25 protein-coding genes are annotated in these 26,515 nt (G+C 68.7%); 8 read left to right on the forward strand and 17 right to left on the reverse strand.

Going from position 1 to position 26,515, the window contains the following annotated elements; all coding sequences use genetic code 11:
* Positions 1-335: integrase core domain-containing protein (locus tag CED_RS26025; RefSeq protein ID WP_035908876.1), on the forward strand; the 335-nt coding region annotated here is incomplete at its 5' end.
* Between the two features lie 245 nt (positions 336-580).
* Here CED_RS26025 and CED_RS05025 read toward each other — a convergent pair.
* From CED_RS05025 to CED_RS05070, 11 genes are all read right to left on the reverse strand, one after another.
* Positions 581-1,678, reverse strand: a complete 1,098-nt coding sequence (locus tag CED_RS05025; RefSeq protein ID WP_011436298.1) for a histidinol-phosphate transaminase — start codon at positions 1,676-1,678, stop codon at positions 581-583.
* 129 nt (positions 1,679-1,807) lie between these two features.
* Positions 1,808-2,761 carry a 2-dehydropantoate 2-reductase gene (locus CED_RS05030; RefSeq protein ID WP_035908877.1) on the reverse strand — a complete coding sequence of 318 codons (954 nt, stop codon included), beginning with the start codon at positions 2,759-2,761 and terminating at the stop codon, positions 1,808-1,810.
* 61 nt (positions 2,762-2,822) lie between these two features.
* On the reverse strand, positions 2,823-4,382 hold the full coding sequence (locus CED_RS05035) for a cytochrome P450 (protein ID WP_235186893.1): 1,560 nt from the start codon (positions 4,380-4,382) through the stop codon (positions 2,823-2,825).
* A gap of 76 nt (positions 4,383-4,458) precedes the next feature.
* A complete protein-coding gene (locus CED_RS21345) occupies positions 4,459-5,073 on the reverse strand; it encodes a hypothetical protein (protein ID WP_011436295.1) in 615 nt (204 codons plus the stop codon).
* Positions 5,074-6,435: 1,362 nt separating this feature from the next.
* Positions 6,436-6,606: a hypothetical protein gene (locus CED_RS23380; RefSeq protein WP_023841971.1), complete on the reverse strand. Its 171-nt coding sequence runs from the start codon at positions 6,604-6,606 to the stop codon at positions 6,436-6,438.
* Positions 6,607-7,145: 539 nt separating this feature from the next.
* Positions 7,146-7,745, reverse strand: coding sequence for a PIN domain-containing protein (locus CED_RS05045; protein WP_023841970.1), 600 nt, complete (start codon positions 7,743-7,745; stop codon positions 7,146-7,148).
* A gap of 5 nt (positions 7,746-7,750) precedes the next feature.
* Positions 7,751-8,275, reverse strand: a complete 525-nt coding sequence (locus tag CED_RS05050; RefSeq protein ID WP_011436292.1) for a helix-turn-helix domain-containing protein — start codon at positions 8,273-8,275, stop codon at positions 7,751-7,753.
* 170 nt (positions 8,276-8,445) lie between these two features.
* Positions 8,446-9,516 carry a DUF4037 domain-containing protein gene (locus tag CED_RS05055; RefSeq protein ID WP_035908880.1) on the reverse strand — a complete coding sequence of 357 codons (1,071 nt, stop codon included), beginning with the start codon at positions 9,514-9,516 and terminating at the stop codon, positions 8,446-8,448.
* 169 nt (positions 9,517-9,685) lie between these two features.
* Complete coding sequence (locus CED_RS05060) at positions 9,686-10,549, reverse strand: GNAT family N-acetyltransferase (RefSeq protein ID WP_035908882.1); 864 nt, start codon at positions 10,547-10,549, stop codon at positions 9,686-9,688.
* A gap of 111 nt (positions 10,550-10,660) precedes the next feature.
* Positions 10,661-11,260, reverse strand: a complete 600-nt coding sequence (locus CED_RS05065) for an ATP-binding protein (RefSeq protein WP_232235203.1) — start codon at positions 11,258-11,260, stop codon at positions 10,661-10,663.
* Between the two features lie 120 nt (positions 11,261-11,380).
* Positions 11,381-11,653 (reverse strand): hypothetical protein, encoded by a 273-nt coding sequence (locus tag CED_RS05070; RefSeq protein WP_023841967.1) that lies wholly within the window; start codon positions 11,651-11,653, stop codon positions 11,381-11,383.
* A 672-nt stretch (positions 11,654-12,325) separates the two neighbouring features.
* Here CED_RS05070 and CED_RS05075 point away from each other — a divergent pair.
* The 4 genes from CED_RS05075 to CED_RS05090 all read left to right on the forward strand — a co-directional run bounded on the left by CED_RS05075 (position 12,326) and on the right by CED_RS05090 (position 15,539).
* Positions 12,326-13,612, forward strand: coding sequence for an aminotransferase class V-fold PLP-dependent enzyme (locus CED_RS05075; RefSeq protein WP_235186895.1), 1,287 nt, complete (start codon positions 12,326-12,328; stop codon positions 13,610-13,612).
* A 182-nt stretch (positions 13,613-13,794) separates the two neighbouring features.
* Positions 13,795-14,043, forward strand: a complete 249-nt coding sequence (locus tag CED_RS05080) for an antitoxin (protein WP_011436120.1) — start codon at positions 13,795-13,797, stop codon at positions 14,041-14,043.
* A complete protein-coding gene (locus tag CED_RS05085) occupies positions 14,040-14,450 on the forward strand; it encodes a type II toxin-antitoxin system VapC family toxin (protein ID WP_011436119.1) in 411 nt (136 codons plus the stop codon). The genes CED_RS05080 and CED_RS05085 overlap by 4 nt, the downstream gene beginning before the upstream one ends.
* A gap of 399 nt (positions 14,451-14,849) precedes the next feature.
* The gene (locus CED_RS05090) at positions 14,850-15,539 is read left to right on the forward strand and encodes a response regulator transcription factor (RefSeq protein WP_011436118.1); all 690 of its coding nucleotides are present in this window, start codon (positions 14,850-14,852) and stop codon (positions 15,537-15,539) included.
* Between the two features lie 300 nt (positions 15,540-15,839).
* Here the strand turns inward: CED_RS05090 and CED_RS21350 are convergent, their stop codons facing one another.
* Positions 15,840-16,772 carry a hypothetical protein gene (locus CED_RS21350; protein WP_051868674.1) on the reverse strand — a complete coding sequence of 311 codons (933 nt, stop codon included), beginning with the start codon at positions 16,770-16,772 and terminating at the stop codon, positions 15,840-15,842.
* 179 nt (positions 16,773-16,951) lie between these two features.
* Between CED_RS21350 and CED_RS24605 the strand changes: the two genes are divergently transcribed.
* A complete protein-coding gene (locus CED_RS24605; protein ID WP_035908884.1) occupies positions 16,952-17,155 on the forward strand; it encodes a hypothetical protein in 204 nt (67 codons plus the stop codon).
* A gap of 596 nt (positions 17,156-17,751) precedes the next feature.
* A complete protein-coding gene (locus tag CED_RS23390) occupies positions 17,752-18,009 on the forward strand; it encodes a hypothetical protein (RefSeq protein ID WP_152569697.1) in 258 nt (85 codons plus the stop codon).
* Positions 18,010-18,376: 367 nt separating this feature from the next.
* On the opposite strand, the gene pyk is transcribed toward CED_RS23390, so the two are convergent.
* The 4 genes from pyk to CED_RS05125 all read right to left on the reverse strand — a co-directional run bounded on the left by pyk (position 18,377) and on the right by CED_RS05125 (position 23,434).
* Positions 18,377-19,792 carry a pyruvate kinase gene (gene pyk / locus CED_RS05110; RefSeq protein WP_011436116.1) on the reverse strand — a complete coding sequence of 472 codons (1,416 nt, stop codon included), beginning with the start codon at positions 19,790-19,792 and terminating at the stop codon, positions 18,377-18,379.
* Between the two features lie 569 nt (positions 19,793-20,361).
* Positions 20,362-22,287: an ABC transporter ATP-binding protein gene (locus tag CED_RS05115; protein WP_035908886.1), complete on the reverse strand. Its 1,926-nt coding sequence runs from the start codon at positions 22,285-22,287 to the stop codon at positions 20,362-20,364.
* A 103-nt stretch (positions 22,288-22,390) separates the two neighbouring features.
* Positions 22,391-23,212 carry an enoyl-CoA hydratase/isomerase family protein gene (locus tag CED_RS05120; protein WP_035908888.1) on the reverse strand — a complete coding sequence of 274 codons (822 nt, stop codon included), beginning with the start codon at positions 23,210-23,212 and terminating at the stop codon, positions 22,391-22,393.
* Between the two features lie 3 nt (positions 23,213-23,215).
* Entirely contained in the window at positions 23,216-23,434 is a 219-nt protein-coding gene (locus CED_RS05125; protein ID WP_009399485.1) for a helix-turn-helix domain-containing protein, read from the reverse strand.
* A gap of 636 nt (positions 23,435-24,070) precedes the next feature.
* Between CED_RS05125 and CED_RS23395 the strand changes: the two genes are divergently transcribed.
* On the forward strand, positions 24,071-25,576 hold the full coding sequence (locus CED_RS23395; protein WP_023841551.1) for a hypothetical protein: 1,506 nt from the start codon (positions 24,071-24,073) through the stop codon (positions 25,574-25,576).
* On the opposite strand, the gene CED_RS05140 is transcribed toward CED_RS23395, so the two are convergent.
* Positions 25,484-26,509 (reverse strand): cation diffusion facilitator family transporter, encoded by a 1,026-nt coding sequence (locus tag CED_RS05140; RefSeq protein WP_011436110.1) that lies wholly within the window; start codon positions 26,507-26,509, stop codon positions 25,484-25,486. The genes CED_RS23395 and CED_RS05140 overlap by 93 nt on opposite strands.
* Between the last annotated feature and the right edge of the window lie 6 nt (positions 26,510-26,515).

A 26,515-nucleotide genomic window follows, 5' to 3' on the forward strand; every position in this document is an offset into this window, starting at 1 on the left:
TCGGTACCATTGCCGAGGCGCGCCAGTTCTGCCGCGGGTTCTTCGCCTGGTACAACCATGAGCACAGACATTCGGGAATCGGCTATCTCACGCCGGCGGCCGTGTACTTCGGCCAGGCCGAGGCGGTACACGCTGCCCGCAGCCGTGTCCTCGACGTGGCCTACGCCGCGCATCCGGAACGGTTCGTGAACCAGCCCCCGGTCCCGCCGCCGCTCCCGAAGCCCGCCGGGATCAACCACACGCCGGATGACCAGGCCGAACCAGCCGACGGCGTGCCCGAACGATCAGAAGTCATCCCTCGACCGAGATCACGACAGGGACGGAACACAGGCTAGTTCACAAAGAATCTTGTCCTAAAAATCTTGACAAGTTCCGTTCGCGGACGGAAGGCCCGAGTACTCCCAGCGCACTGGACGGTGTGTCAAGTCCCTGCCATGGCATGGCGATAAGGAGAAGCCTCATTAGATTCCCACCTCGAATTTCGGTCGCTAGAAAGACACGGCGCGCTCGTGCGCCGAGACGCCCACGCCCGCGGCGCCGGCAGGATCCGTTGCCGGCCGAGCCGGAGATGACGCGGTCCTCACACCCAGATCGTGGGTACGCCTCGGCCAAGGGACCTCAGGAGGCTCTCCTGTGCTTCCGGTGCTCCGACGGAGATCCGTACGCCATACCCCGGATAGGGGCGGACCCTGATTCCTGCCTCCGCCAGGTCCTGCGCGAAGGAGTCGGCCGCAGCGGCCAGGGGGAGCCAGACGAAGTTGGCGCGAGAAGGCAGCACCGGCAGACCCGACCACCGGAGACCAGCGGTCAGTTCGTCTCGCGACACGGTCACCGTGTCCAGGCGACCGCGTAGCTCACCCTCGCTGTGCAGGGAGAGGATCGCCGCCTGCTCCGCGATGTGGGTGACCCCAAAGGGAAGACCGGCCTTGCGGACGGTCACCATGATCCGCTCCGGGCCCGCGGCGTAGCCGATCCGCAGGCCCGCTAGCCCGTAGGCCTTCGAAAAGGTCCGGAGCACGACGATGTTGCGGTGCCGGCTGAGAACATCCGGAGTACCCGGGGGATTCTCGCCGCGATCGAACTCGACGTAGGCCTCGTCGAGCACCGTGAGGACGTCGCCCGGCAGTGAGCGCAGAAAGGAGTCCAGACGATGGCGATCAATGACCACGCCGGTTGGATTGTGGGGAGAGCAGAGAAGAATCACCCTGGTGCGCGGGCCGACCCGCGCACGTATCTCGTCCAGGTCGTGATCACCGGTAGACGTGAGCGGAACGTGAACGCTCGTGGCCCCGCTGATGGCGACCAGGAGCGGGTAGGCGTCGAAGCCCGGCCACGCGTAGATGACCTCGTCGCCGACGCCGCACAGTGCGAGAAGAATCTGTTGGAGTACCCCGGCGCTTCCGGGGCCCACCGCTACCGCGTCTGGGGAGACGTGCAGGTGCTTCGCGATCTCCTCTGTGATGGTCCGTGCCGTCGGGTCGGGGTAACGGGCCAGCCGGCTGAGGCCATCTTCGATGACCGAGAGCACTGTGGGCAGTGGGGGCAGTGGGGGAAGCACGAGTTCGTTGCTTGACAGGTCGAACCGCCCGGGCTCGTTTGCNGCCGTGTTCGCNGGCTCTGTGCTCCGATAGGCCGTAACGTCCCGCAGCGGGTCACGGCCGGCGAATCTCACTTTCACCGTTTGGGACTCCTGAGATCACGAGGGAGCATCGCCTGCGTCCCTGCACTTCTGCTGGTACCTGTCCGCTGTGCTCGTTGACCCTCCTCCCGAATCCCGAGACCCCGTGCAGAGGTTGGGCGGCAGGGTCTAGGCCGCTTCGGCCGCACGCGACTCTCGGATGGCGAGCAACTCGTATAGGAGTTCGTGAACCGGCGCGCTCAGACCTGCGTCGTGGGCCAGCCGGACAGCGGCCCCGGTCCACGCGTCCAGCTCCGACCGCCTACCGGTCAGGATGTCTCGCTGAAGTGAGGTGGTGACCCCGGCTGATTGCCTGTCCACCAGTCCCATCGCCGTGTCCACGGCGTCGTCGGGCAGGAAGATTCCCAGCCCGAGACCGGCCTCGTAGATCTCCCGCATGCCGGCGATCAGGAGCTGGCGAGTACCGCTCCGAGAACGGAGTTCGCCGATGGTCGCGCCGCCGGTGGCGGCTCCGAGACTGCCGACCGGCACCNCCATCAGGAACTTCGCCCACAGGGTGGCCCAAATATCGTCAGGCTCGGTAACCGTCACCTGGGATTCTCGGAAGAGCTCACGAAGGCGCGTCACCTGCCTTGATGCCTGGCCGTCCCACGCGGTGAAACTTACCTCGCAGGTGGTGCCGGCGTGTCTAATCTCGCCAGGACCGGCCATCGTCGCCGCGATCCTTATCGTTCCGGGCAGCACGCGACGGCGGCCAATCCTCGCCGCGACCTGGCCGGGAGCGTCGACCCCGTTCTGCAGAGTGAGGACCGCGGTATCCGGGCCGACCATGAGGCCCAGCGATTCGACGGCATCGGAAAGCTGTCCCGTCTTTACGCAGAGCAGAACGAAGTCGACTCTTCCGATGTCGTCAGGGTCGTCGGAGGCGCTTACATCCGGCACCGACCAGCAACCTGAGTCATCCATTACCCGCAGCCCGTTCTTCTGGAGCGCGGCGAGGTTCTCGCCCCGGGCGAGGAACTCCACCTCGTGACCGGCGCCGGCCAGGCGGCCGCCGAGATACCCACCGACCGCGCCCGCGCCTACCACCGCGATCCTCGGTCCGCCTGCTCGTGCCGTCATCGCTGATCGCTCACGGGAGACGACCGGCGGGGGGNAATTCCGCGGCCGTGGCATACGGTGCTCATCGCGGCAACCGCTCCCGGACCCGGATGGGGAGCGCTCTGAGCCCCCGGCTGAGCGAGCTGTCGGCGAGCCACTCCACCTCGTCCTGACGGACTGCCAGCTCGAATCCTGGCAACCGGCGCAGCAGCGTTGTGAAGGCGATGTCTCCTTGAAGCCGGCCGAGGGGGGCACCAACGCAGAAGTGCGCGCCGTGGCCGAAAGCCAGATGGTGGTTCGGGGATCGGGTGACGTCGAACCGCTCCGGCTCGTCATATGCCTCCGGATCGTGCCCCGCGCTGGACAGCAAGAGATGCACGAAGCTCCCCCTGGGAATTTCTGTTCCGGCGAGCCGCATGTCCTCGACGGCGACCCGCATGGATGCCCAGGCGGCCGAACCCTCGAAGCGCAGCATCTCCTCGACCGCGGCGGGAATCAGCTCGGGAGTGGTTCGGAGCAGGTCGAGCTGGCCTGGGTGGCCGAGTAGCAGAGCAGTCCCATTTCCTATCAGGTTCGCGACCGTCTTGTGGCCCGCGATGAGCAGGAGGAGAATGGTGGAGAGGAGTTCGCGTTCACTGAGTGCGTCACTGTCTGCCGCCCTTACGAGCTCACTGAGCAGGTCCTTCCGCAGATCCGTGCGGCGTCGGGCCACCAGCCGGGTGAAGTAGTCGGTGAATTCCTCGGTCGCGGCCTTCAGCTCGGACTCCGCGTGCTGGAAGGGATCCTGGCTGAGAATGTAACCCCACTCGAGAAAGAGTGGTCTGTCCTGGACAGGTATCCCGAGATACTCGCAGATGACAGTGAGTGGAAGCGGCAGGGCAAACGCGCCGAGGAGGTCGATCTCACCGGGCGCGGGGAATGTGTCGATGAGATCGTCGACGACATCCTGGATGCGGGGGCGGAGGTCGGCGATCGCGTTCGGCAGAAATGCCCGGCTGATCGGCCTCCTCAGCCGGGCGTGGTCGGGAGGGTCCGCGAATCCCAGGTTACGCACCATGAGGAGGCTGCTGGACAGAGCCCTGTCGCGAAACCTGGGAGGTAGGTTCTCCGCTTCCTTGGACAGGCGCGAGTCGGTGAAGGCCTCCGCCACGGCCCTGTGGCCGAGAACGGCGTATGCCTCACTTCCCGGAGGATAGTTAATCTGGTGGACGGGGCATTTCGATCTGAGCTCGGCGTTCGTCGCGTGCGGTGATGGGCCAGGATTGAGGAAGAACTCCGAGGGCAGAACCTCTGGCNCCTTCGGCTCCTGGACCGCCGGACGAATGCTNCCTCCCGCCACTGCAGGTATTATCCAGACCACGTCACTTTCCTCGACGCGGGTCTCGAGATTTTCCAGGCCTCTGATGTCGTTGTCATTTCGATAGACGTTGATATACCGTCGGACCGACCCCTGGCCGTCCATGATCTTGTCGATGAGCCCGGGCAGGCACTCGTTCAGGTCGGCGAACACCTCGCGAATGTTCTCGCCCTTGGCAGCGACCTGCCGCTGCCCGCCGGACAGCGCCCGGAAGGCCGCTGGTATCTTGATGGTAACCATGGGCGGTGGAAGACCCTCGCGAGCGCCGTTCTGCGTTCCGTTCATCCTGTCTCCTCCTCTGGCCTGTACCGAGGCCACGCGATTGACGCGTCGTGTCTTCCGAGGCCGCCGCGGTGGACCGTCATCCCAGTCCGAACTCATCCCGGATCTGCGACGGGATGTGTAGGTCGAGCTCTGCGCACCGCTCTGGCCCTGCTTTCCATGCGGCGACCCGGTGTGCGAGGCCCTGACGGCCCGCGTGGACATACCAGATCAGGTTGACCGGCCAGGAGGACTGACGGAACAGGTACTCATCCATCCGGGTCGGCTTCTCGCTCAACCGCTGCGTCCGCTCATGCTGAGGTCCGATCTCATGCCAGTTCGGATGAGAATGAATCGAGCCGATCAGCTCGAGACCCGCCGCCTCGTGCTTTTTCACCGCCTGAAAGACGTCCTCGCCGGAGCACCAGAACCCGCGGCCGGGGTTCCTGTACACGTCGCCGAACTGCGGTGCGATTACATCTTCGAACTCGGCTATCACGTCCGCGTCGCTGTCGCGCACATTCTTCACGAATTCGATGTCGCCGATCGTGATCCCGTGGCGATTGTCGACACCGAACAGGAGGCCGGAGGCACGCGGTAGATGAGTTGGCACACCATCGGCGTTCCTACTCGCCAGGCACCGCTGATACTCCTCCACCGCGTGGTCGACGAAGCGCTTCGCGGGTTCGGGCTCGATGTAGGCTTCGTTCGACATCCTCGTGATCATCCCTAGGCTGGCCGTCCTGTCCTTCGGTTCATGACCTGGAGTACGCTACGTGCTGGTGGTTGAAGCCTACGTACGATGATCTCCGGCCTCCGATCAGCCGATTAGCTTGTCCGGATTCTTGTTCCGGCGTGACCAGGTCTTCCGTGCCTACCTGGTGAAGAGTTCCCGAGAATGGGGTGCACGAATTCAGGGCATCGGAAAGTGAAGACCTCCGATGGTCTATTCGGGCGGTACGAATTGACGCGTCTTCTGACGGTCAGTCGACGCCTAGCGACACGCTACACCTGGCGATGGCGCATGACAAGGCCAGCGCAATGCTCGACTCATCGAGAGGCGGGAATTGCGATCTCTTCCGGCTACTGNAAGTAAACGCGGTCCGTGACCCTTTGCGCATCCCATTAAGCGGATGTCGATATCTTCCGGCACGTCGATATCGGTATGTCGAGGGCCGACGCCGCANCTAGCCTGGGCCGACTCCCGGGCTCTGATCGTCGCGTCCCCTCTCATCGATGGCGTATAGATGAGAGCTTCCTGTAGCTGCCTGCGGGCTCCGGGGACCTGTGATGTCATCAGTAGTAAGCAATGAAGTTCGAAGGGCTCTGCCTTCGGTCGGCGTCAACCTTGGGCGTCGCCCTCGCCCTACCTGCCAAGATGATGTGAGACAGAGGTCATCGTCTGGCGAGTAAGGTGCTTCCGCTGAACGCTCGGGTCGTGAAAGTTCCCACCGAACTTTCCTCACCTTGTGAATTGGGAATGTGTGATTTGGACAATTGCCAGCCACTGTTTCGACGCCTTGCTCGTATGGGTGGCCGGATGGCCTGGCCGGGAGGACGCAGATCCTCTCCACTGCTGATCCGGAGTAGAGGCTCCCGTTGACCGGTCCGGAGCCGGCCCGTTCCGCCGGCTGATCCGGACGGCGGCCGACCGCGGTGCGACGACGGAGGCAGACGGCTGCTGGCTCGGCAGTGTTCGTCCGCGGCTGCTGGTTCGCCCGTCGCTGATCGCGATCTACGGGTTACCAACCTGATCCGGCGTCCAAACCGGCCGGCTGCTCTGGGTGTTTCGCTCGGCGGACGCCCGGATCGGCGACTCGCCAGCCTGGTTGCTCACGCCGGCCGCTACCCGGCGACGGTGGACCGACCAGGTGCCGAGCGTGGGCGGCATCCAGTCCCGATCTGATCCTCGTTGGCGGCACCGTCCAAGAACTACCGGTTCCCGACGAAACCGCAGGTCGCGATCCACTGCGTGCCCGCCGCGCGCCGCCTGGTCGCGCGCGCCGCCCCCACCTTGTCCGGGCAAAGAGAAACCCCGGCCTGGACCCAGGCCGGGGCGCTCGTGGTCTCGGAGGGGTCAGCCGGCGGTCGGCACCGCCGCGGTCTCGTCGACGACGGCGAACAGGCCACCCTCGACATCGCGCCAGTCGCTGACGGGGCGGACGTCGAGGGTCGCGAGCAGCTTGTCGGCGCCCTCGCTGGGGGCGGAGAGGTCCATTCCCGATGCGATGGCAGCGCTGGCCGCCATGCTCAGCCCGGCCTCAGCTCCCGCCGCTGGCCGCGCCACCTGACCGGCTGGCCTTCGCCGCCAGAACGGCAACCCGGCACAGGACACCGGACGGCTGCGTCTCGGGCGCGGCGATCCGTGCCGGACGCCGAGAGTGNCCGCATGAGCCGGTCGGCGTAGGAGTCCCGGCATTGCGCGAACCAGCCGCTCATGCATGACTACCTGTGGCGATGGACGCAGACAGCCAGGCTCGATTCATAGGTCAAAGCTATCTAGCCGGGTCGGAGGCTNTTTACTCTGCGTGGTGGACCATGTGCACCAGCATCCGAATCGACTGATCTTGGTTGTAGGCCCTGAAATCGCCATCCGGCCGGTCGGCACTCGGGCGCTGACCAGGGCCGATTCCCAGTGACCGTCCGACCGGCAACATCGACAACCGGTTCGAACGTGCGTTCCGCAGACCTGGTGGTTCCTGGCACTTCCGCCCGTCTGCTGACCGTCATTGCGGGGGTTGTGGTGCGGGCGAGCGACCAGACATGCGCTGAGCCCGGGCCACGTCGCTACGGAGCCGGTCTTGCCGTCTGATCGAGTGCAACGAGAAGGCGTGCGCCGAATGCCGGGGCGCCGTGGGCACGCAGGTAGGTAGCGATGTCGTAGGCGGTCAGCGTGGGGCCGGATCTGCCGGTCCGGGCGGCGATGGCACGAACGGCCTTGACGACGAGGTCCGGGTGGAGGTCGAGTTCGTCAAGGAAGAAGTCGTCGAGGGACTGGCGAGTCAGGGGCATGGGAAGCGCGGCGGGTGGAAAGTCCGTGAGGTTGTCGGTAACGATCACGTCGGCTCGGCCGGCCATGGCGGCGGCGACGACGTGCCGGTCGTCGGGGTCAGGGAGTTCGATGGTCGGCACGAGCCGTTCCCAGCCGGTCACGGGGGCGTCCGGGAAGGTGGTCTTCATCTGCCGGAAGAGGCGGGTGAGGTAGGCATCGGCTTCTTCTGGTGACACGCCACGCTTGGCGAGCAGCGTGCGCAGGGTCCGTTCGAGCTCGTCCAGGATCTCGCTCGACCAGAGCGGCCGGTAGGCACCGGTGCTGGCGATCTCAAGCAGCATGTCGCGCGCCCTGCTGGGCACGAGGACGCAGGTGTCGAGTAGCGCTGAGAACATCCCGGTCAGCCTTCGGTCTTCTTGCGTGCGGCTTTCAGTGCCGCCCGGGTCTCGTCGGGGCTGACGTCGTAGAGGCCGAGACGCTCGGTATCGGCGACCATGTCGGCGAAGGCGAGGTCGGCGGCGTGGCGTTGGCGTCGGCGGTACTCCAGGAGGTCGTCGAGGCGGACCTTGCGGTGGCGGCTGGGCTTCTCGAACGGGATGGCGCCGCTCTCCAGCAGCCGAACCAGGGTGGTGCGGGAGATACGGAGCAGGTCCGCGGCTTCCTGGGTGGACATCGTCAGATGGTGCGGCGCCACCGTGACGGCTAGGCCCGCCTTCATCGCCGCGGCGACCTGCAGAAGGACATTGAACATCGGCTCGGGAAGCTCGACGCTGTGCCCGTCCGGGCCGGTGAGCCGAGGTCGCGGGTCGGCGGTCTGCCGGCCGCGGTCGCGAAGCGCGGCCAGGAAGTCGATGATCTCACCGGTGTCCTCGCCTGGCAGGTACGTCTCGTCGTGGAGCGGTTCGGGTCGGGTGGGTGAGGTCATGAACGGCCTCCAGGACGATCGAGGCGATCGGGGCGATCGGCATGCTCGTTTCGCTCGATTCTACGCCGACCATGCGCTGGTAGCTATCCACCGACGGCCACCGCGCCCATCCCCAGCTCGAACGAGGCACCCCGACGTCCGCGCGCCATCGGATCAGTGCTCCGGAACATTCAGGACCAGAGGCCAAGGAGGGCTGCGTAGTCGCGGCGGCGGTTCGGTTGAGTGAGGATTTCGACGCTGTCGGTAGCCTGGTCGATCGCGCCGGGGAGATGGCCAAGCGGGCCGTCGGGTTGGTGTCCGAGCCGGGTGAGGAGGGCCCGCAGCCCCGGATCGCTGATCGCGTCGGTCAGCACGCGGGTGAGGCGTTGCGCGCCGAGTACCTGGATGTTTCGGGAGTGAAAGCGTCGCGGCGCGGGGTCGACGGGCTCGGCCAGACCGAGCCGGTTGGTGGCGGTGGCGAGGTGACTGGCCGCGGCGCACAGCGCTGCTTCGCGGTCCCGCCACCGCGGCGCATCGAGCGCGCGGCCCAGGTGCTCGCCGACCTGGTCCGCGAGGGTCAACTGCCCGAACGCGGTCATCAGCCATTTGCTGTACGGGGCCCAGCGGCATTCGAGGAGAAAGCCGATCCGGACGAGGTCACGGGCCAGGCGGGCGGCGAGTATGCGCGAGCCGAGGTCGTCGCCCCGGCTGCCGGTGCGGCCGATGAACGGTTCTTCCTGGCTGACCCGCAGCCAGCCGGCTGCCAGGACGTAGCGCCAGACGTCGTCTGGGTACCAGGCCAGCGCCCGGCGCCGCGCGGTGAGCAGATCGAGCGGGTCGTGCAGGACCACACCGGCTGTGAGACTGGCCAGGATCTGGGTCGGGGCCAGCAGCCAGTCCGCCAGATCCATCCCGTCGGCCGGGTCGACGCCGAGCCGGTCGACGAAGAACACCCGCGCAGTGGTCANCTCCACCTGGTGATGTGGCCAGCCGTCGTATCGGTCCCCGTCGGGATAGACAACCGGGAAACCGTCGAACCGCGCTGGCAGCCTCTCCATGGCGATCTCGATCGGCGTGGTATCGAGACCTGGCGGGACAAACAGCTGCACGCGGGGGCCGAAATCGTGGTCCGTGGAGACCTCGTCGTCGAAGCCGAGTACCTCGGAACCCTCACCGAGCAACGCGGCAGCGTGGGGCACGCCAGGGATCAGCGGCCGAACTGCCTGTTCGTAGAACCGTCGGCAAAGATCGCGACCGGACACGGCTCTGATCGTAGGGGCGACGGTGGGCTCCGATCGTCACATGGCTGGTCCGAGACCGCGGCTGTGCTGGGTTGCCGATCCGNCCGCCAGTCACGCCGCGAGAAGAACCACCGCTCTCCAGGGGAGGTTGACTCAGTGCGCGGCATCGCTGTCTGGATCGCTTTTCCGGTCAGATCGAAGGCGTGGGCGTGCGCTCGTACAGCAGCACGACGCGGTCTTCGACAGGTTCGAAGCCGAGCCGCTGATACACGCTGTTGCTGGTCGGATTGGCCAGATCGGTGAACAACAGGNCCTCGCGCGCNCCCGCTTCCAGCGCGGTCTGGCTCACCGCCGCTGTCACCGCCCCGGCGTAGCCTCTTCGCCAGAAGCCCGGCGGGGTATATACCGGCCCGATGCGGATCATCCCGCCTACCGGCCGGGTAATTCCGGCCACCGACACCGGCGCACCGTCGNCCNCCCACAGGGTGAAGCCGCCATAGCTGAGACGGTCATCGACCCGCCTCGGGGCGTTGCCGGCGGCCGCACCGGTCTCTTCTTGGAACGCCGTGACCCAGGCCACGAGCAGGTCCTTGTCGGTTGCCTCGGCCGCACGAGGACGACCTGCGGGCTTTGGCNGGGGCGCTGCGAGGTCTCCGAGCCGATACAAACGCTCCCGGCGATGAAGAGATGGCGCGGCAGCTGTCCCCTGGTGCCAGGACGAGGCAAATGCGCTGGCCACCTGCGCTGGCGCATTTACCCCGGACAGCGGCCTTCCGCGCGGCCAGGACGCGACCAGCGACTCGACTGCCCGCGGCGGAACGGTCGTCAGAAGGACGGGATTCGGTGGGGTATGCACGAATGCGCTCTCGATGGGTCCGCCAGCCTCCAGCCACCAACCGAACAGGGGAGCCGCATCCCCGAATGCCGCCATGCCACGCGCTTGGAGCGTCTCGGCGACGGTGACCAACACGGTGTTCTCGGCCAGCTGGGACATCAGAAACTCGCCCGCCACCGCGAGAAACTCCTCAATGCTTCCGGTCATGAACCAGGCCACGCCCCATGGTCCCTGCTGGTGCCACGTCTGCGCACCCGGTTTTTCGCGAGCCGTCGGGCCAGCGGCTCTGACGCGCTTGCGGCGGCATGGCTGCCGNTAGTCGAGTGATCTTCAAGCGTTAAGGCGGATGTGGCGGAGCTGGACGGCGAGTTGGCGTCCCTGTCGCACGAGTCGCCCTGATGTGTCAGGGCTGAGCGTGAACCCCGTGTGGCTTGCGACGTCATCCGCCACGGCGGAGATCGACAGGGTGTCGGTGGGGAGATGACGAGCGAACTCGGGAGCCCGCAGGACGTCGAGGGCACGGTCGAGCTGGCGGGCGCTGAAACTGCGGGACGTCTCACCGCGTCGGTGGATGCGGCGGATCATCGTCGTGCGGTCGGCAAGCAGCGTGACGTGCTCGACGCGGTGCCCGGCGGCGCGGGCCGAGGCCGTCAGCTCGCCGAGCAGGCCGGGGTCGAGGATGGTCATCGGCGCGATCACCGGGTCCTCGGGCCCTTGGAGAGCAAGGTGGAGCATTTCGCTGACCGCCTGGCGCCACAGGGGGACGTCGCGGAAGTCCATGCGCCGGGGCTTCGGGAGCATCCGGCGCATCGCGAAGCCGAGGTGCTCGGGGTCACTGATGAAGCTTCCGGGCAGTCTGCGGTGCAGGTTGTGGGCGACCTGGGTCTTCCCGACGGCGTTCGGACCGTTGATCCAGATGAGGGTCGGCACCAGCCGAAGAATAGTCAGGCACGGGCAGACCAACATCGCCCGCCACACGCCACGACGGCCGCCCGCAGTTTGACACAGCGAATGTGAACGGCCCGGGGGCTCGGCCAGCCTGTGTGGCTCTCATGTAGTGGCGGTCTCCGTGCACCGCGGCACGAGCAGGCCGCCGATCCCCAGGACGTCGTCGAGCAGCCGCCGCACACGCTCGACCTCGTCGGCGGTGCAGTCGATCAGTACCTTGACCTCCACGTCGCGCTTGCCCGGATCCGCCGTCACGAAGAATCCCACCACACCGGCGCCGGCGGCGCTGCCGCGGAAGACGTCCATACCGCCGCCGTCCGCGGCCACGGTGCCCTCCAAGTAGCCGTAGTCGACGGGGTACACGGCCCGCGGCACCCGCGGGTGCCTGCTGCCGGCCGGCGGTCCACCACCAGCCGCGAGGTGGCCACCAGTTCGTCGAGGTTGCCGAAGAAGTGTGCGCGGGAGGTGTCAGACATGATCTCCGCCGCCGAATCGAGGACGTCCACGAGAGAGGCCACAGACACGAAGCGGTCAGGGCCATGTACATTGTCCTGCCGGCTCACGGTCCCTGCCGGCTCACCCAATACGGCGGCGCCGGGGGTCCGGTCCGGGTCCGGGGCCACGACAATGGCGGACGGCATCTGGACGTGACTGTCCCCTTCATCCCTGTCCAGGCCCTCGGCGAACAGATTGCCCCGCACGTTCTTGGTGCTGACCCGGTCGCTGCCGGTGGCGACGACGGGTGTCGTCGCCGGAAGTCGCCGCTACGCAGTACCTCGACGAGGCGGACGCGGTTCGCACGGCGGCAAAGTGGTCGTCCAGCCGGGGCTCGAACCAGCGGCCGAGGTCCTGACCAGCACCGTTCCACAGAGCCGGACCTCAAAGTGATAGATCGCAAACCGCATTCGTCCAGGTCGGATGCATGATCAAAAAACTGGTGGAGCGGGTGGGACTCGAACCCACGACCGACGGAAACACCGTCGCAACCACGACGTCCATACCGTCGGCACGGTGCCGCACGCGTCGTCGAGGTGTCACCCTGTTCCCGTGGACACACCGTCGATCCATCAGCCCCGCCAGCGCCGGTTCACCGACAGCGACGATCCCGGGCCGAACGAAGATCCCGAGCAGCTCCGGCTCTTCCACCGCTGGCGTGCGGCCCGGTCACCGTCGTCGGTGGTTCATCTCGACTCGGCCGGCGCGGCCCGCCCCAGTCGGGCCACGATCGCGGCCGAGGCCGCGTNCCTGGAGCGCGAGAGCGCACTCGGCGCGTACGCCGCCGAGGTGGAGGCAGGCAGCGGGCTCCACGCCACGCGGGCCAGGCTCGTCAGCCTGATGGGCCCGGGACTCGACGCTGATGACCTGAGCTTCCACCATTCGGCGAGCGCGGCTTTCGCCAGCTTGCTGATGGCCTGGCGGCTCCCCGCCGGGGCGAGGATCGGCGTGGTACCAAGCGAGTACGGGTCCAACATGCTCGTACTCGCCGCCCGGGCGCTGCGCACCGCGGTCTCGCTGGTCGATCTTCCCGTCGACGAGACCGGGGTCATCGACGTCGAGACGCTCGACCGGGCCGGAGTAGCCTGCGCCGACGCACCCGGGCGCATCGGTCTCGCCGACCTCGACCTCGTGGTGTTTCCGCAGGTGCCAAGCCAACGGGGCATCGTTCAGCCGGCAGCCGCGATCGGTGCGCGCTGCGCGGCCGAAGGCGTCCCCCTGGTACTCGACGTGGCGCAGTCCCTCGGCCAGGTCGAGGTGCGCCAGACCGCGGCCAGCGCCTATATCGGAACGTCGAGAAAATGGCTCTGCGGGCCACGAGGAGCAGGATTTCTCGCCGTCCGGAAAGGCAGCGTCGATCTTCTTGATATCGCCGTGCCGAGCCTGCACAGCGCACGCTTCGACCGCAACGACCGTCCGGTTCCTCTCCCCGGACTGGCCCGGCTCGGGATAGGCGAGGCGGCGACCGTGTCCCGCATCGGCCTGGGGCAGGCCGTCACGGAATTGACGGATTCCGGCCCGTCACTTGTCTTCGCCCGCATCGCGCGGCTGGCCGGTCAGGGAAGACGCCTTCTCGACGGGGCCGGCGGCTGGCGGGNGCGCGAGGACCCAGATTCACCGTGCGGCATCATCACCATGCAACCGCCCCCCGGCACCGATCCGGTGGCCGTCCGGGACCGGCTCTACCGAGAGGACCGGGTGCTCACCAGTGCCATCCCCGTGGAGCGCTCCCGGGATCTCACCGGGCCGGTCCTCCGCGCGAGCGCGCACGTCTATACCGATCCGGCGGAGTTCGAAAGGCTGGCCATGGGGCTCGAACGCATCGCCTACGATCGTTGACGCCCCGGCGGCCACCTGCCCGCAGGCCGACCAGCCAGCGCGTCTTCGGCTGTCGCCGCCCTCGTACGTGCCGCCAGCACCGCCGCCTCATGCCACAGCGTGCCCGCGCTACCGCCATCTGACCGAGTCGGCCGCGGACACCTGGTATATACTATCGATAGCTATCATGTGCGGGAGGCGTTGTGGCGGACACGGCGATCGCGAGGCTCTTCATGCACGGCAGAAGCCAGGCAGTGCGGCTCCCGAAGGAGTTCCGGCTGCCCGGTGACCGGGTGCGCGTCCGGCACATGGGAGACGGCGTGCTGCTAGAGCCGATCGCGTCCGATGTCGACGCCTGGTTCGCCGAGCTGGACCGTTTCGTGGACGTGCCGCTGTTCGAGGACGGCAGGAACCAGCCGCCGACGCCCGCCGGGGAGGACTTCTTCGGGTGAACTGCCTCCTGGACACCAGCACTGTGGTCGCACTGCTGCGGAACAAGCCCGTCGGCGTGCGGGAACGGTACCGGGAGGCCGAAGCGTCAGAGGATTATCTCGCGCTCTCGTCGGTCGTCTTGTTCGAGCTGTGGTACGGCGTGGCGAAGAGCGCTCAGGTGCCGGAGAACACCGAGCGCCTGCGGATACTGCTCTCCGGTGACCTGGACCTGCTTGACTTCGATGACGAGGATGCCCGTGCTGCCGGCGAGGTGCGCGCCGTCCTGGAGAAGGCCGGGACGCCGATTGGCGCCTACGATCTGTTGATCGCCGGGCAGGCACTGCGGCGCGGGCTGACAGTCGTTACGGCGAACACCTCGGAGTTCAGCCGGGTCACCGGCCTGAGCTGGGAGGACTGGACGAGCTAGCCGTCGTCGGCGCCCGCTGCCGGGGTCGTGCGACAGCACGGTCGGCCTGGCTCCAGGCGCGCCGCTGGCGTAGCACCCATTGCCCGCGCCGACGCCGACGAACTCGCCACGAGCCGCTAGCACGTCCGAGCCGCGCTCGGGCGTGGACGGCCGACGATCTACGATCGTCTTCTGATGGACGTGTCCCTCGTGACGCTCGCCACGCTGGGCCCTCCCCATGCTCCACCAGCTACCCGGTGGGGATCTGCTGAAATGGTTGGCGTCGCTGGATGCGGTGTCCCCGACGCACCCAGCGATCGGTGGCGCCCCCACGCTCCGCCAGCGGGCACCAACGCCCGTACGGCCTGACGAGGTCTGTCGCCTCGTGGCCGGCAAGTCCGGGAGAACGACTGGACCAGCATGAGCGTAGCGAACGGAACCACAGTACCCGCAGTACCTGGCGCCATCACCGTGGCGGCAGTGGACGATCACCCGATCGTGCTTCGCGGCCTCGCGGACCTCCTTCACGACGTCGAGGACTTCAGGCTGATCGGCACCGCCCACTCCATCGAAGCCCTGCTGGCCGGTCCGGGGCGCGGCGCCCAGGTGATCCTGCTCGATCTCGATCTCGGCGATGGCACCGCGCCGCCCCATAACATCCAGCGGCTGCTCGCGGTGGACCGCGCGGTCGTGGTTTTCAGCGCCGCGGCGGCTCCCGCGACGGTTCGCGACGCGATGCGCGCCGGCGCGTCGGGCTTCGTCCCGAAGACCGACGACATCGAGGATCTGGCCACCGCGATCCGCGCCGCCGCCGCGGGAACGGGGTGGATCTCGCCGCAGCTGGCATTCCTGCTGCTCACCGATGACGCTACGGACAAACCGGATCTGTCGCCCAAAGAGGTAGAAGCACTGCGTCTCTATGCGACCGGAATGCCCATGAAGACGGTTGCCCACAAGATGAACGTCTCCCCGGAAACGGCGAAGCAGTACATCGATCGGGTCCGGTCGAAGTACCGCAAGGCCGGGCGGGACGCGAGCACCAAGGTCGACCTCTACAAACTCGCGGTGGAAGACGGTCATCTCAACCCCGGTGCCGAGGGAACGGCCTGACCGCGCCACCAGAGTGATCACGAGGAGGTGGACCCGGCGCGCGCCCTCGCGCCACCCCCCGCACAGCGGGAGAGCGCGCGCCCGATCAAGGAACGGAACACCTCGGCGGACATCCCCTGGCCCGGCGGCCTGTCCTCCCTGTGTCCCCTTGCCTCCCCCGTGTCTCCTTGACCAGGAATATCCTCGCGGACAATGACGATTCGGTCATGACCCACATCCACCGAATCCGTTGTCCCCCGTCAAGGGGTCAGNGGAAGGACTTCGAAGCACGACCGCCGAGACCGGATCGATGCGGACAGGTCATCTTCGAGGGGGCTTCGTCCTCGGCTGGAGCAGCATCGCCCCGATCAGGGCGAGGAGGCCGGCGCCGAGGCACACCGTGATCCCTGCCTGTGGACGGATCGAGATTGCATCCGCGGAAATCGCGCGGAACGATGCGAGGGTCGGCGGCCCGTAGACCCGGTCCAGAGCGGTGATGATCACGATCAGAACTGCGATGATTCGGGCGAGGGCGACATCGATCGCACCGGCAAGCGGCCGACGCACCAACCGTCCCACCCCGATGGCACCGAGTGTGACCGCCAGGACACCGACGATGCGCCCGTCTCCGACCACAAGACCGCTGAACGTACGTGTCTCGTCGCCGCTGGACATCTCGCTCCACGGCAGGACGGAACCGATGCCGGCGCCGACGGCCGCCAGCACCACCATCAGCGCGGCGACCGGCCGGGGCGCGGTGGCCGGCGGGAAAGCGGACGGCGTCGGTTGTTCGGACGGCGTCGGTTGTTCGGACGGCGTCGGTTGTTCGGACGGCGTCGGTTGTTCGGACGGCGTCGGTTGTTCGGACGGCGTCGACGGACGATGCGCCTCGGGCAAGGCCTGCGGACGCGGGACAACCGGCCGCGGCCCCGGGTCCGCACGCCGTTCCTGACCCTCCAGGTCATGGTCGTCACCCGCGCCCCGGTTCCGCCCGGGATACGCGTGCAGCCGGCGGTCAAAGGCCGGGTCGGGGTAGGGATAGGCATCGGTCACCGGCTCGCCGCCCGGCCCCGCGCCGGAGACCGGTAGGGGCCACGCCTCGTCCCTCGTGCCGGAGGGCATCGGATCCGGTTCGAGATCGGGCCTGAGCTGTCGGCGCACCTGCATGGTCGGCGGGTCGGTGGAACGCGACGCCCGTGGACGACCACGATCATGATCGAGCACATGATCATCCCCGTCGGTACGGGCGGCCATCCGACGCCCGGCCGCGGCCTCCAGGGGATCCCTTCCAGGTTCTCGATGATCCCGGACGGGAACGGGCGCCGGTACTCCTCGCGGCCGAGGACCCTCCTCAACGCCGGGAACGGGTGGCACCCTGGCACCGGAACCGGCGGAGGTCCTCGAGACGTCGCGCTCGAACCACGCGGGTCGGGATGGCGTCGGTGTCGGCGTCGGCGTCGGCGTTGGTGTCGGTGTCGGTGTCGGTGTCGGCGTCGGCGTCGGCGTCGGCGTCGGCGTCGGCGTCGGCGTCGGCGAACCGGACGCCCCGGATCGCGGTACCGGCCGGTCGGGACGAGATCCGCGGCCGCCCTCGTCCCCGCGACGTGGGAGTGGACCGTCGGGCGACGACGGGCTGATCCGTTCCCGGATCGGGGACTGTCCGGCGGGATGGGACGGGCTGGCGGACAGCTCGGACGGCGCCGGCGGGCGAGCCCGGGTCGGCGCCGGTGCCGGCAGCGGCGCGGGGACCGGCGGTGGGGAGGCACTCGTACGGCCGGGCGTCGAACGCGCGCTTCCGGCCGAACTGACCGGATTCCCCGCGCGACTCGGGGGAGGCGGTGCCGCGGGACTACCCGAACGGCTCGCGGCCGGTGGCGCCGCCGCCGGGGNGGGCGGGGGNGAGACGGGCGGCCCGGGCCACGAAGCCGGGGGCCGTCGGACGGCGCCGCGCCCCTGGCCGGAAGCAGGCTGGCCGGGTGTGTCGGTCTTCGGTGGCGTCGACCGCTTCGATGATTCCGGGGTGTCCGCCGCGGCTGGCCGGGCGGGAGCCGGCGGCACCGACCGCTGCCCGCCGCCCACGGACCGCGCCGGTGAAGCTCCTCCCAAGGGTGGAACCGACGTCGGCGGGATACGGCCGGTACCCTGCCGCGGGGCGGCAACCGCGCTCCCCGCGCTCCCGGGGTTTCCCGGCTTTCCGAAGTTTCCCGGCTTTCCGGGATTCTCTGTCTTTGTCGTGCCCTGCGGGCTTCCGGCCCGCTCCGCACCGCTCCGGCCGGCCGGATCCGCATCGGCCGAACTCGCGCTCGCTGCTCGTCCGCTCTGGGAGGAGGTCGGATTCGGCGCACGGGCGGACGTGGCGGCCGCGTTCCTCCCGGCCCCCGGGCGCGGTGCGGTCTTCTCCGTGGTCCCACCGCTCTGCCCGGTCCGGGGTACTCCGGTTTCGGGATTGGCCGCGGCGTCGCCGTTCGTCGACCGGGCGTCGGACGCCTGACCGTCCGTCCCACTTCCCTGCTCGGCCATCCCACCACTTCCTGACATACACCGTGTGCAACAGGCCGCCGGCCGACCCGGTACGGACCGGTACGGACCGGAGGCGGCCGGGCCCCGGGCCGTACCACGCCCCCAGCTTGTCCGCCTAGGCCCAGCTGGGCCTCATCATGACAGTCATCGGTCCACGCCTGACATGTGCCAGAACGGCAACGGCACAACGGGGGGCCGCGCCGGCGGGCCGCCGGTGACCGGCGGACTCGGCGTCGGCGCGGCTCGGGGTGCTCGAGGTATGCCAGTTCTCGGTCAGGGATCAAAGATCAGGGATGCGACGCTGACACCAGACGGTGGGGTCGGTTCAGACGGTGGGGTCAGATGGCCTCCCCGATGCGATGGACCCGCATCATGTTGGTCATGCCGGCCACGCCCGGCGGCGTCCCGGCGACGACGACCACCAGTTCACCCGGCTTGCATCGGCCAATATGGAAGAGGGCGCTGTCGACCTGGCGGACCATCTCGTCCGTGCTGTCCGCGAACGGCACGAGGAAGGTTTCCACGCCCCAGAAGAGCGCCATCTGGTTGCGGACAGCCGGAATCGGCGTGAAGGCCAGCACCGGGACCTCGGTACGGTACCGGGCGAGTCGCCGGGCCGTGTCACCACTGAGGGTGTGGGCCACGAGGTAACGGGCGCCGACCGCGGCTCCTACCGACGCGGCGGCCTGGGCGAGTGCCCCACCGAGCGTGCGCGGTTCGGTCCGCAGGGGCGGTATCCGGCCGAGGTCGGCCTCGGCGGTCTCGATGATGCGCGCCATGGTGGCCGTGGCCTCGATGGGGTAGGCACCGACGCTCGTCTCCGCCGACAGCATGATCGCGTCAGCGCCGTCCAGGACGGCGTTGGCGCAGTCACTGGCCTCGGCACGGGTCGGCCGCGGCGCGCTGACCATGGACTCGAGCACCTGGGTCGCGACGATCACCGGCTTGGCCCGCTCCCGGGCCTGGCTGACGGCGCGCTTCTGCACGAGCGGCACGTCCTCGAGCGGCAGCTCGACCCCGAGATCGCCACGGGCGATCATCAGACCGTCGAACGCCTCGATGATCTCGTCGAGTTCGGCGACCGCCTGCGGCTTCTCGATCTTGGCGTGGACCGGAACCCGGATCCCCACCTCATCCATGATCGCATGCACCGCCGCGGCGTCCACGGCGCTCCGGACGAAGGACAGTGCGACCATGTCCACCCCGAGGTTGAGAGCGAACCGCAGGTCAGCGGCGTCCTTCTCGGTGAGCGCCGGGACGGTGAGCGCGGCGTTGGGAATGTTCATCCCCTTGTGGTCGCTCACCGGCCCGCCGACAACGACCGTGGTGTGGACGTCGGTGTCAGTCACCCCGTCGATCTGCAGGACCAGGCGGCCGTCGTCGACCAGGACGCGATCCCCGGCCGCGACGTCGCCCGGCAGGCCCGGGTAGGTCGTGCCGACCTGATGCTGATCGCCGGGAACATCGCGGATCGTGACGGTGAACCGCTGACCGGGCAGCAGGGTGACCCCGCCGTCGGCGAAGTTCCCCAGCCGGATTTTCGGTCCCTGGAGGTCGGCGAGCGTGCCGACGCTGCGGCCGGCCGCCTCCGCGGCCTCGCGCACCCGCGCGTAAGTGACGGCATGCTGTTCGTGTGTTCCGTGGGAGAAGTTTAGTCGGGCAATGTCCATTCCCGCGTCGACGAGGGCCCGGACCTTCTCTGGCGAGCTGGTCGCGGGGCCGAGGGTACAAACAATCTTGGCTCTACGGGGCACACCCAGAGCCTAAGTACTGATCGTCGGTCATTGCACACGGGGGCCACCGGGAGGCGCGCGCGGCGGCCCGAGAAGTAGTCAGATCAGGCGTATCCGTTATATGCTGCACGTGGTCGCACGGCGGCGTACCGTTCATATCGTCCGCGCCACACCCCTGTCGGTTGACGCGCGTGATACGGGAAAGACGGCAAGGGCGCCGGACGTTCCTGGGATCCGCTTCCTCGGATGCGGAAGTCGGTAGGGCACGATCGAGNCCCCCCGGAGCCGATATGAAACAAAANCCCGCCATCCNCCGCCAGCCGTCCGGCGACATCGACATCGCCGTCGCCGACGTCATGGCTCCCGCCGAGACCAGCGTCGTCGCCTCGGAGGTGCACGCCGGCAGCGCGGCCGGCGAGAGCTCCCCCACGGCCGCAGCGCTTCGTTCGGCCGAGCCCGGATCTTAGTGTCGCCACGACGGGCGGCCGTGGGCGGCGACCGGCCGCGGACCACGGCCGGTCGCCGCCCACCTGTCGGGTCGGCGCGACGCCGGCCGCCCGAACGTGGCGCGCCCGGATGTGGCCCAGGAGTCAGACCCCGACCGGTGGGGCACTGGCCCCTTCGGCCCACCCCGCATCAGCACCGACGGGCGTGACCGGGGCGAACTGGGTCCGGTACAACTCGGCATAGAGCCCGCCGCGGGCCAGCAGCTCCTCATGGGTCCCGCTCTGCACGATCCGCCCGTCGTCGACCACCAGAATGCGGTCGGCGTCGCGCACCGTGGACAGCCGGTGCGCGATGACCAGGGATGTCCGTCCCACCAGCGCGGCGGTCAGCGCCTGCTGCACGCCGGCCTCGGACTCGCTGTCGAGGTGCGCGGTGGCCTCGTCCAGCACGACGATGCCCGGTTCGCGCAGCAGCAGCCGGGCGATGGCCAGCCGCTGCTTCTCCCCGCCGGACAGGCGGTAGCCCCGGTCACCGACGACCGTGTCCAGGCCGTCCGGCAGGGAGCGCACGAGCGGCCCGATCCGCGCCGCGTCCAGAGCGGTCCACATCTGCTCGTCCGAGGCGTCCGCCCGGGCGAAGGCCAGGTTCGCGCGGATGGTGTCGTGGAACAGATGCGCGTCCTGGGTGACCACACCGACGGCGGACCGCAGGGACCGAAGGGTGAGATCGCGGACGTCGTGCCCGCCGATGCGTACCGACCCCGACCGCACGTCGTACATGCGCGGAACGAGCTGGCTGATCGTCGTCTTGCCCGCTCCGGACGGGCCGACCAACGCGATCACCTGCCCCGGCTCGACCCGGAAGGTGACATCGTGCAGCACCGGCGTGGGCACCCGCGGGTCGAGTACGGCGACCGACTCCAGCGACGCCAGGGAGACCTCGTCGGCGGCCGGATAACGGAAACCGACATGANCGAACTCGATGGTCGCCGCGCCTGCCGGCAGATCGACAGCGCCCGGCCGGTCGGCGATCGCCGGCTCCAAATCGAGCNCCTCGAAGACCCGCTCGAAGGACACCAGCGCCGTCATGACGTCGACGTGCACGTTGGAGAGCTGAGTGAGCGGCCCGTAGAGCCGCCCGAGGTAGGCCGTGAGCGCGACCAGGGTACCGACCTCCAAGCTGCCCTGGGCAGCGAACCGACCGCCTATCCCGTAGACGATCGCGGTCGCGAGCGAGGCGACCAGGGTGAGCGAGACGAAGAATATGCGGCCGTACATGGCCTGGGTCACCCCGATGTCACGCACCCGCCCGGCCCGAACACGGAAGTTCTCGTCCTCCCGTTCCGCCGAACCATACAGTTGCGCGAGCATCGCTCCGGACACGTTGAATCGTTCCGTCATCGTCGTGTTCATCTCGGCGTTCAACCCGTAGCTCTCCCGGGTCAGCCTGGCCAGGCGGGGCGCCAACAAGCGGGCCGGAATAATAAATACCGGCAGCAACACGAGCGACACGAGCGTGATCCGCCAGGACAGCACCAGCATCGCGGCGAGCACGAATCCGGCGGACAGGATATTCGACAGCACCGACGACAGCGTGTTGGTGAACGCCGACTGCGCGCCGAGCACGTCGTTGTTCAACCGGCTGATGAGCGCCCCGGTCTGGGTCCGGGTGAAGAAGGCGAGCGGCTGGCACTGCACGTGCCGGAACACCTGGCTGCGCATCTCGTAGATCAGACCCTCGCCGATCCGGGCCGAGAACCAGCGCTGCGCGAGCGACAGACCGGCGTCCAGGAACGCCAGGCCCGCGACGACCGCGGCGAGCGCCTGCACGAACCCCACCCGGTGGCGCACGATGCCGTCGTCGATGATCGTCTTGAAGATCATCGGAACAACCGCACCGACAGCCGAGCTGAGCACGATGAGCGCGAGAAAGTAGGCGAGCTGCCGCCGATGGGGGCGGGCGAAGGCGACGATCCTGCGCAGGGTGCCAGGCCGCAGCGAGGTCCGGGTGACCGAACGGTCCTGTTGGAAGGTACGCATCGTGGACCAACCGTCCGTTCCCGGTCGCATCAGCCCTCCCTGGCGGCGGTGTTTAGTGTGTAACGAGGTAAGCAGGAATTGCGGACGGGCATTCCCGCAGCGGATGCGGCTCGTCGGGTGTGCTGGCTGCCGCTCACCCCGCCGCGGGGTCGTCACCGGCAGCGGAGCGGGCGATGACGACGCGTTCCCAGGCCTCGTCCTCGGCCCGCTCGTTGAGACGGCCGGAGCGGGTGGCGGGACGGGAACGCCGCGCGCCGCGCATCAGCGCCTTCACCTCGGCCGCGATGTCGCGGGGAACCGCGAGGAGCGCCGCGACCAGCACGCCGACCTGCTCGTCCAGCAGCTCACGCGGCAGGACCCGCTGGGCCAGCCCGATCCTGGCCGCTTCGTCGGCGGCGAGCTCACGGCCGGTCAGGCAGAGGTCCAGGGCATTCGCGTATCCGAGGAGCTCGACCAGCCGACCCATGGCACCGGCCGCGGGCANGAAGCCGTCACGCGCCCAGGTCAGCCGGAAGCGCGCATCCGCGGCGAGGACCCGCAGGTCACAGGCGACCGTCACCGCGAGACCGAGGTCGCCGACCGTCGTGTCCACGACGGCCACACTGATCAGGTCGGACCGGTCGGAGACCCGCCCCATCGCGTCGCGCCACGCGCGATAGCCCGCGGCCGGGGACAGCCGCCCCTCGGCGGACGCAGGTCCTCCCTCGCCCACCCGGGGTGCGGGGTCGGTGAGGTCAGCGGCAGGCGGGGGGCAATGACCTATCCGGACAACCAGGACCCGGACCTCACCGGTCAACCGACGCAGTTCGCCGACCAGCGCCGACGCGAGAGCCGGGAACGAACCGGCCCCGCCGGTATCACCGAGGTCCGTCATCCCGATCGTGACGAGAGGCCCGGCGACCCGCACGCGCAGCCCGGCCGCCGCCGCCGCTACAGCGGCGGCGGGGACCGCCATGATTCAGGCGCTTTTCTTCTTGGTGCCCCGGGTCGCACCACCCCGGCCGCGCAGGGTCGTACCGGACTCCGAGAGGATCCGGTGGACGAACCCGTACGAACGACCAGAGGACTCGGCGAGCAGGCGGATGCTCTGCCCACCTTCGTACTTCTTCCGAAGTTCGGCGGCAAGCTTGTCCCGCTCGGCGCCGGTGATCCGGGTTCCTTTCCTGAGCTCGGCCAACGTGGCCCCCTCCGTGTTCGATGATCTGCGAACCGATCTTCACTCAGCTTGAGTAAACGCGCCACTCGAAGCAGATGTGATCCATCACACGCGACGCCGGTGCATGACCGTGCCCTCGCGTTCCTTCCTCCATGCCGGCGGTCACCAGCGATGGCACGGGTCGCACCCACCCGCTGGCACAGCAGGCGCGCATGGCCGACAGTGCTACCGAGACCAGTGTCCCCAATCCCCGGTACGCGGCCCGACAACAGCATCGGCGCGTCGCCACGAACATCGTCATCTTCGCGATCAAGATCTTCTCTCGATGCAACGCTGCAGGTACGACCATCAGTCGATCACTGTACAGAGCGAGCCGACGGACCGCGAACGCGGCCGATCGATTCGACTGATTCCTCACATCCGACACCGGTTGTCCACCTCGTCGGGGCCGGGCCCGCTCCCGTGCCAAGGCCCGATCCGGCGAGACCGCGGACGGCTCGTCGCNCCCCCGCCGGCACCTCCGGCATCCGGCTCGGGAGCAACTGCGGCGCTGGGAGCGANCCGGACTCGTTACCGTGCAGTGGTGGTCGGTGACGTAATGATCTCCGGGTCGGCACCGAAGGTGCCCAGCTACGCGGCCTGCCTCGGTACGGACCGGTGAGCGCGACGGACGGCGCCTCCGACCCGACCGCTGTCGCCGCCTCCAGCCGGTCGCCCGGACCGCGTGGCGGCCTGTCCCGGCCCTGGGCTGGGTCCGCCGGGCATACCGAGGCCAGCGAGGCGGCGCTGTGGCTCATCCTGGTGGCCTGCGGTCTCGTCGGCATGTTCCTCGTCTCCACCGGCGACCTTGATCTGGGCATCGGTGACCCGCCGCTGCGCGGCGGATGGGCTCCCCGTCTCGATTCCCTCGTCCTGGTCCCGCTCGCGATCGCCGTGGTCGTGATTGCCCTCACCGCCTGGTGGGCCTCGACCATCCCCCCGGCGGCCACCCCGAACACCCCGAACACCCCGGCCATCCCGAACACCCCGAACACCCCGAACACCCCGGCCATGGCGACCGGCCCGACGAACAGGCTGCCCTGGACCGTCCTGCTCGTCCTNGGCTACGTCGGATCGCTGGCGTGGAGCGGCACGCTCGCGCTGGTCGCACCCGGGGAGATCACGGCGGATCTTCGCATCCCGGCGGATCTCCTGGCGGCGGCAAAAGCCGTCGGTGACGATCCGCTCGGCTTCCTCGCCTCCTACACCGCGACCACCACGCACGCCGCCGCGGGGACTACGGCCGTCCTGCCGACCCATCCTCCGGGCCCCGTCCTGACCGTCTGGGTGCTCACCAGGGTGGGGATGCACGGCGCGGTCGCGATCGGGATGCTGTTCACCGCCCTGGGCACGCTGGTCGTCCCCGCCGTCTCGATCGCGGTGCGCTCGTTGTGCCATGAGACGGCCGCCCGGCGCCTGGTCCCCGTCCTCGTCCTGGCCCCGTGGAACGGATGGATGGCGGCGTCCCCGGACGCCGTCACGGCTACCCTGGCCACCCTGGCCGTCGCGGTGGGGGTGGTCGGATGCGAACCGGGTCGGCGCTCGATGTGGTGGGCGCTGGCAAGCGGGCTGCTGCTCGGCCTCGCGGGGCTGTTCGGCTACGCCTCGGTCTGGCTTGGCGTGGCGGTCGCGGCGGCCTACTTCGTCCGCCGTCGCCCGATCCTCAACGTCATGACCGGCCTGGGCGCGCTCCTGCCGCTGTGGCTCTTCTACGCGTGGGGTTTCTCCTGGCCCGACGGGCTGGCCCTGGCGAGCGCGCCACGGCCGGGGCTCGCCGGCACGCTGGCCTGGATCGCCGTGGATCTGACCGTGGTCGTCCTCGTCGGCGGGCCGGTTCTCGTCCGGGCGGCGCGCCGCCTGCGGCTGACCCCGGGCTGGCCGCTGCTGGTGGGGGCCGGCGCGACGATGCTGTTCGCGACGGTCCTCGGACTGGCCGAGGGCGACGTCGAAGAGTCCTGGCTGCCGGTTTTCCCCTGGTTGCTGGTGGCCGCGGTGGCGCCCCGTCCCCGACCGGAACTGCCTGGGGACAAGCTACGGGCGGGAAACCTGCCGGTGGTACTGATGTCCCTCGGCGCCCTGAGCGCGCTCGCGCTGCGGCTCTGCCTCGCCGGCGGCACCGGCTGACGGATCCCGTCGTCGACCCAGCTCGTCGCGGAGGATGTCGGGCTCGAGGAAGATGCGCAGCGGAACCGCCACCGCGGCCCGCAGCGCCGCCTCCGCGCCGTTGATGGTGGCGGCCACCTCGGGCATCGCCAGTTCCGCCCCGATACCGATCTTGGCGGCGACGAGCAGCTCGTCCGGCCCGAGGTGCAGCGTGCGCAGGTGGATGACCGTGGCGACGCCCGGGGCGGCGGCGAGCGTGCGGCGGATGGTGGCGACCATTGCCGGGGCTGCGGCCTCGCCCACCAGCATGCCGTACGCCTCGGTCGCCACGATGACGGCCACGATCAGCAGGAGCACGCCGATGGCCAGCGTTCCCGCGCCGTCCCAGATCGGGTCGTCTAGTGCCAGCGTCAGTCCGACCCCGAGCAACGCGAAGATCAGCCCCAGCTCGGCTGCCAGGTCCTCCAGCAGGACGATGGGCAGTTCCGGGGCCCGCGCCTCCCGAATAAACCGCCACCAGGACCGGTCGCCCTTCGTCTTCTTCGACTCGCGCATGGCGGTCGCGAAGGAGTAGGACTCCAGCAGCACCGCGATCAGCAGGACGACGACCGCGACCAGCCCGCTCTCCAGCTCATGCGGATGGCGCAGCTTCTCGACGCCCTCATACACCGAGAACAGCCCGCCGAGGCTGAACAACACGATCCCGACCAGGAAGCCGGCGATGTAACGCGCCCGCCCGTACCCGAAGGGATGCTCCTCGTCCGGCGGCTGGACGGAACGTTTCTGGCCGAGCAGGAGCAGGCCCTGGTTGCCGGAGTCGGCCACCGAGTGGATGGACTCGGCCAACATCGACGACGACTGAGTGACCAGGAACGCGACGAACTTCGCCAGCGCGATACCCAGATTGGCGGCCAGTGCCGCCATTACCGCCTTGGTGCCGCCCTGCGTACTCACAAAGGT

The sequence above is a fragment of the Frankia sp. CeD genome, from assembly GCF_000732115.1.
GTDB lineage: Bacteria > Actinomycetota > Actinomycetes > Frankiales > Frankiaceae > Frankia > Frankia casuarinae.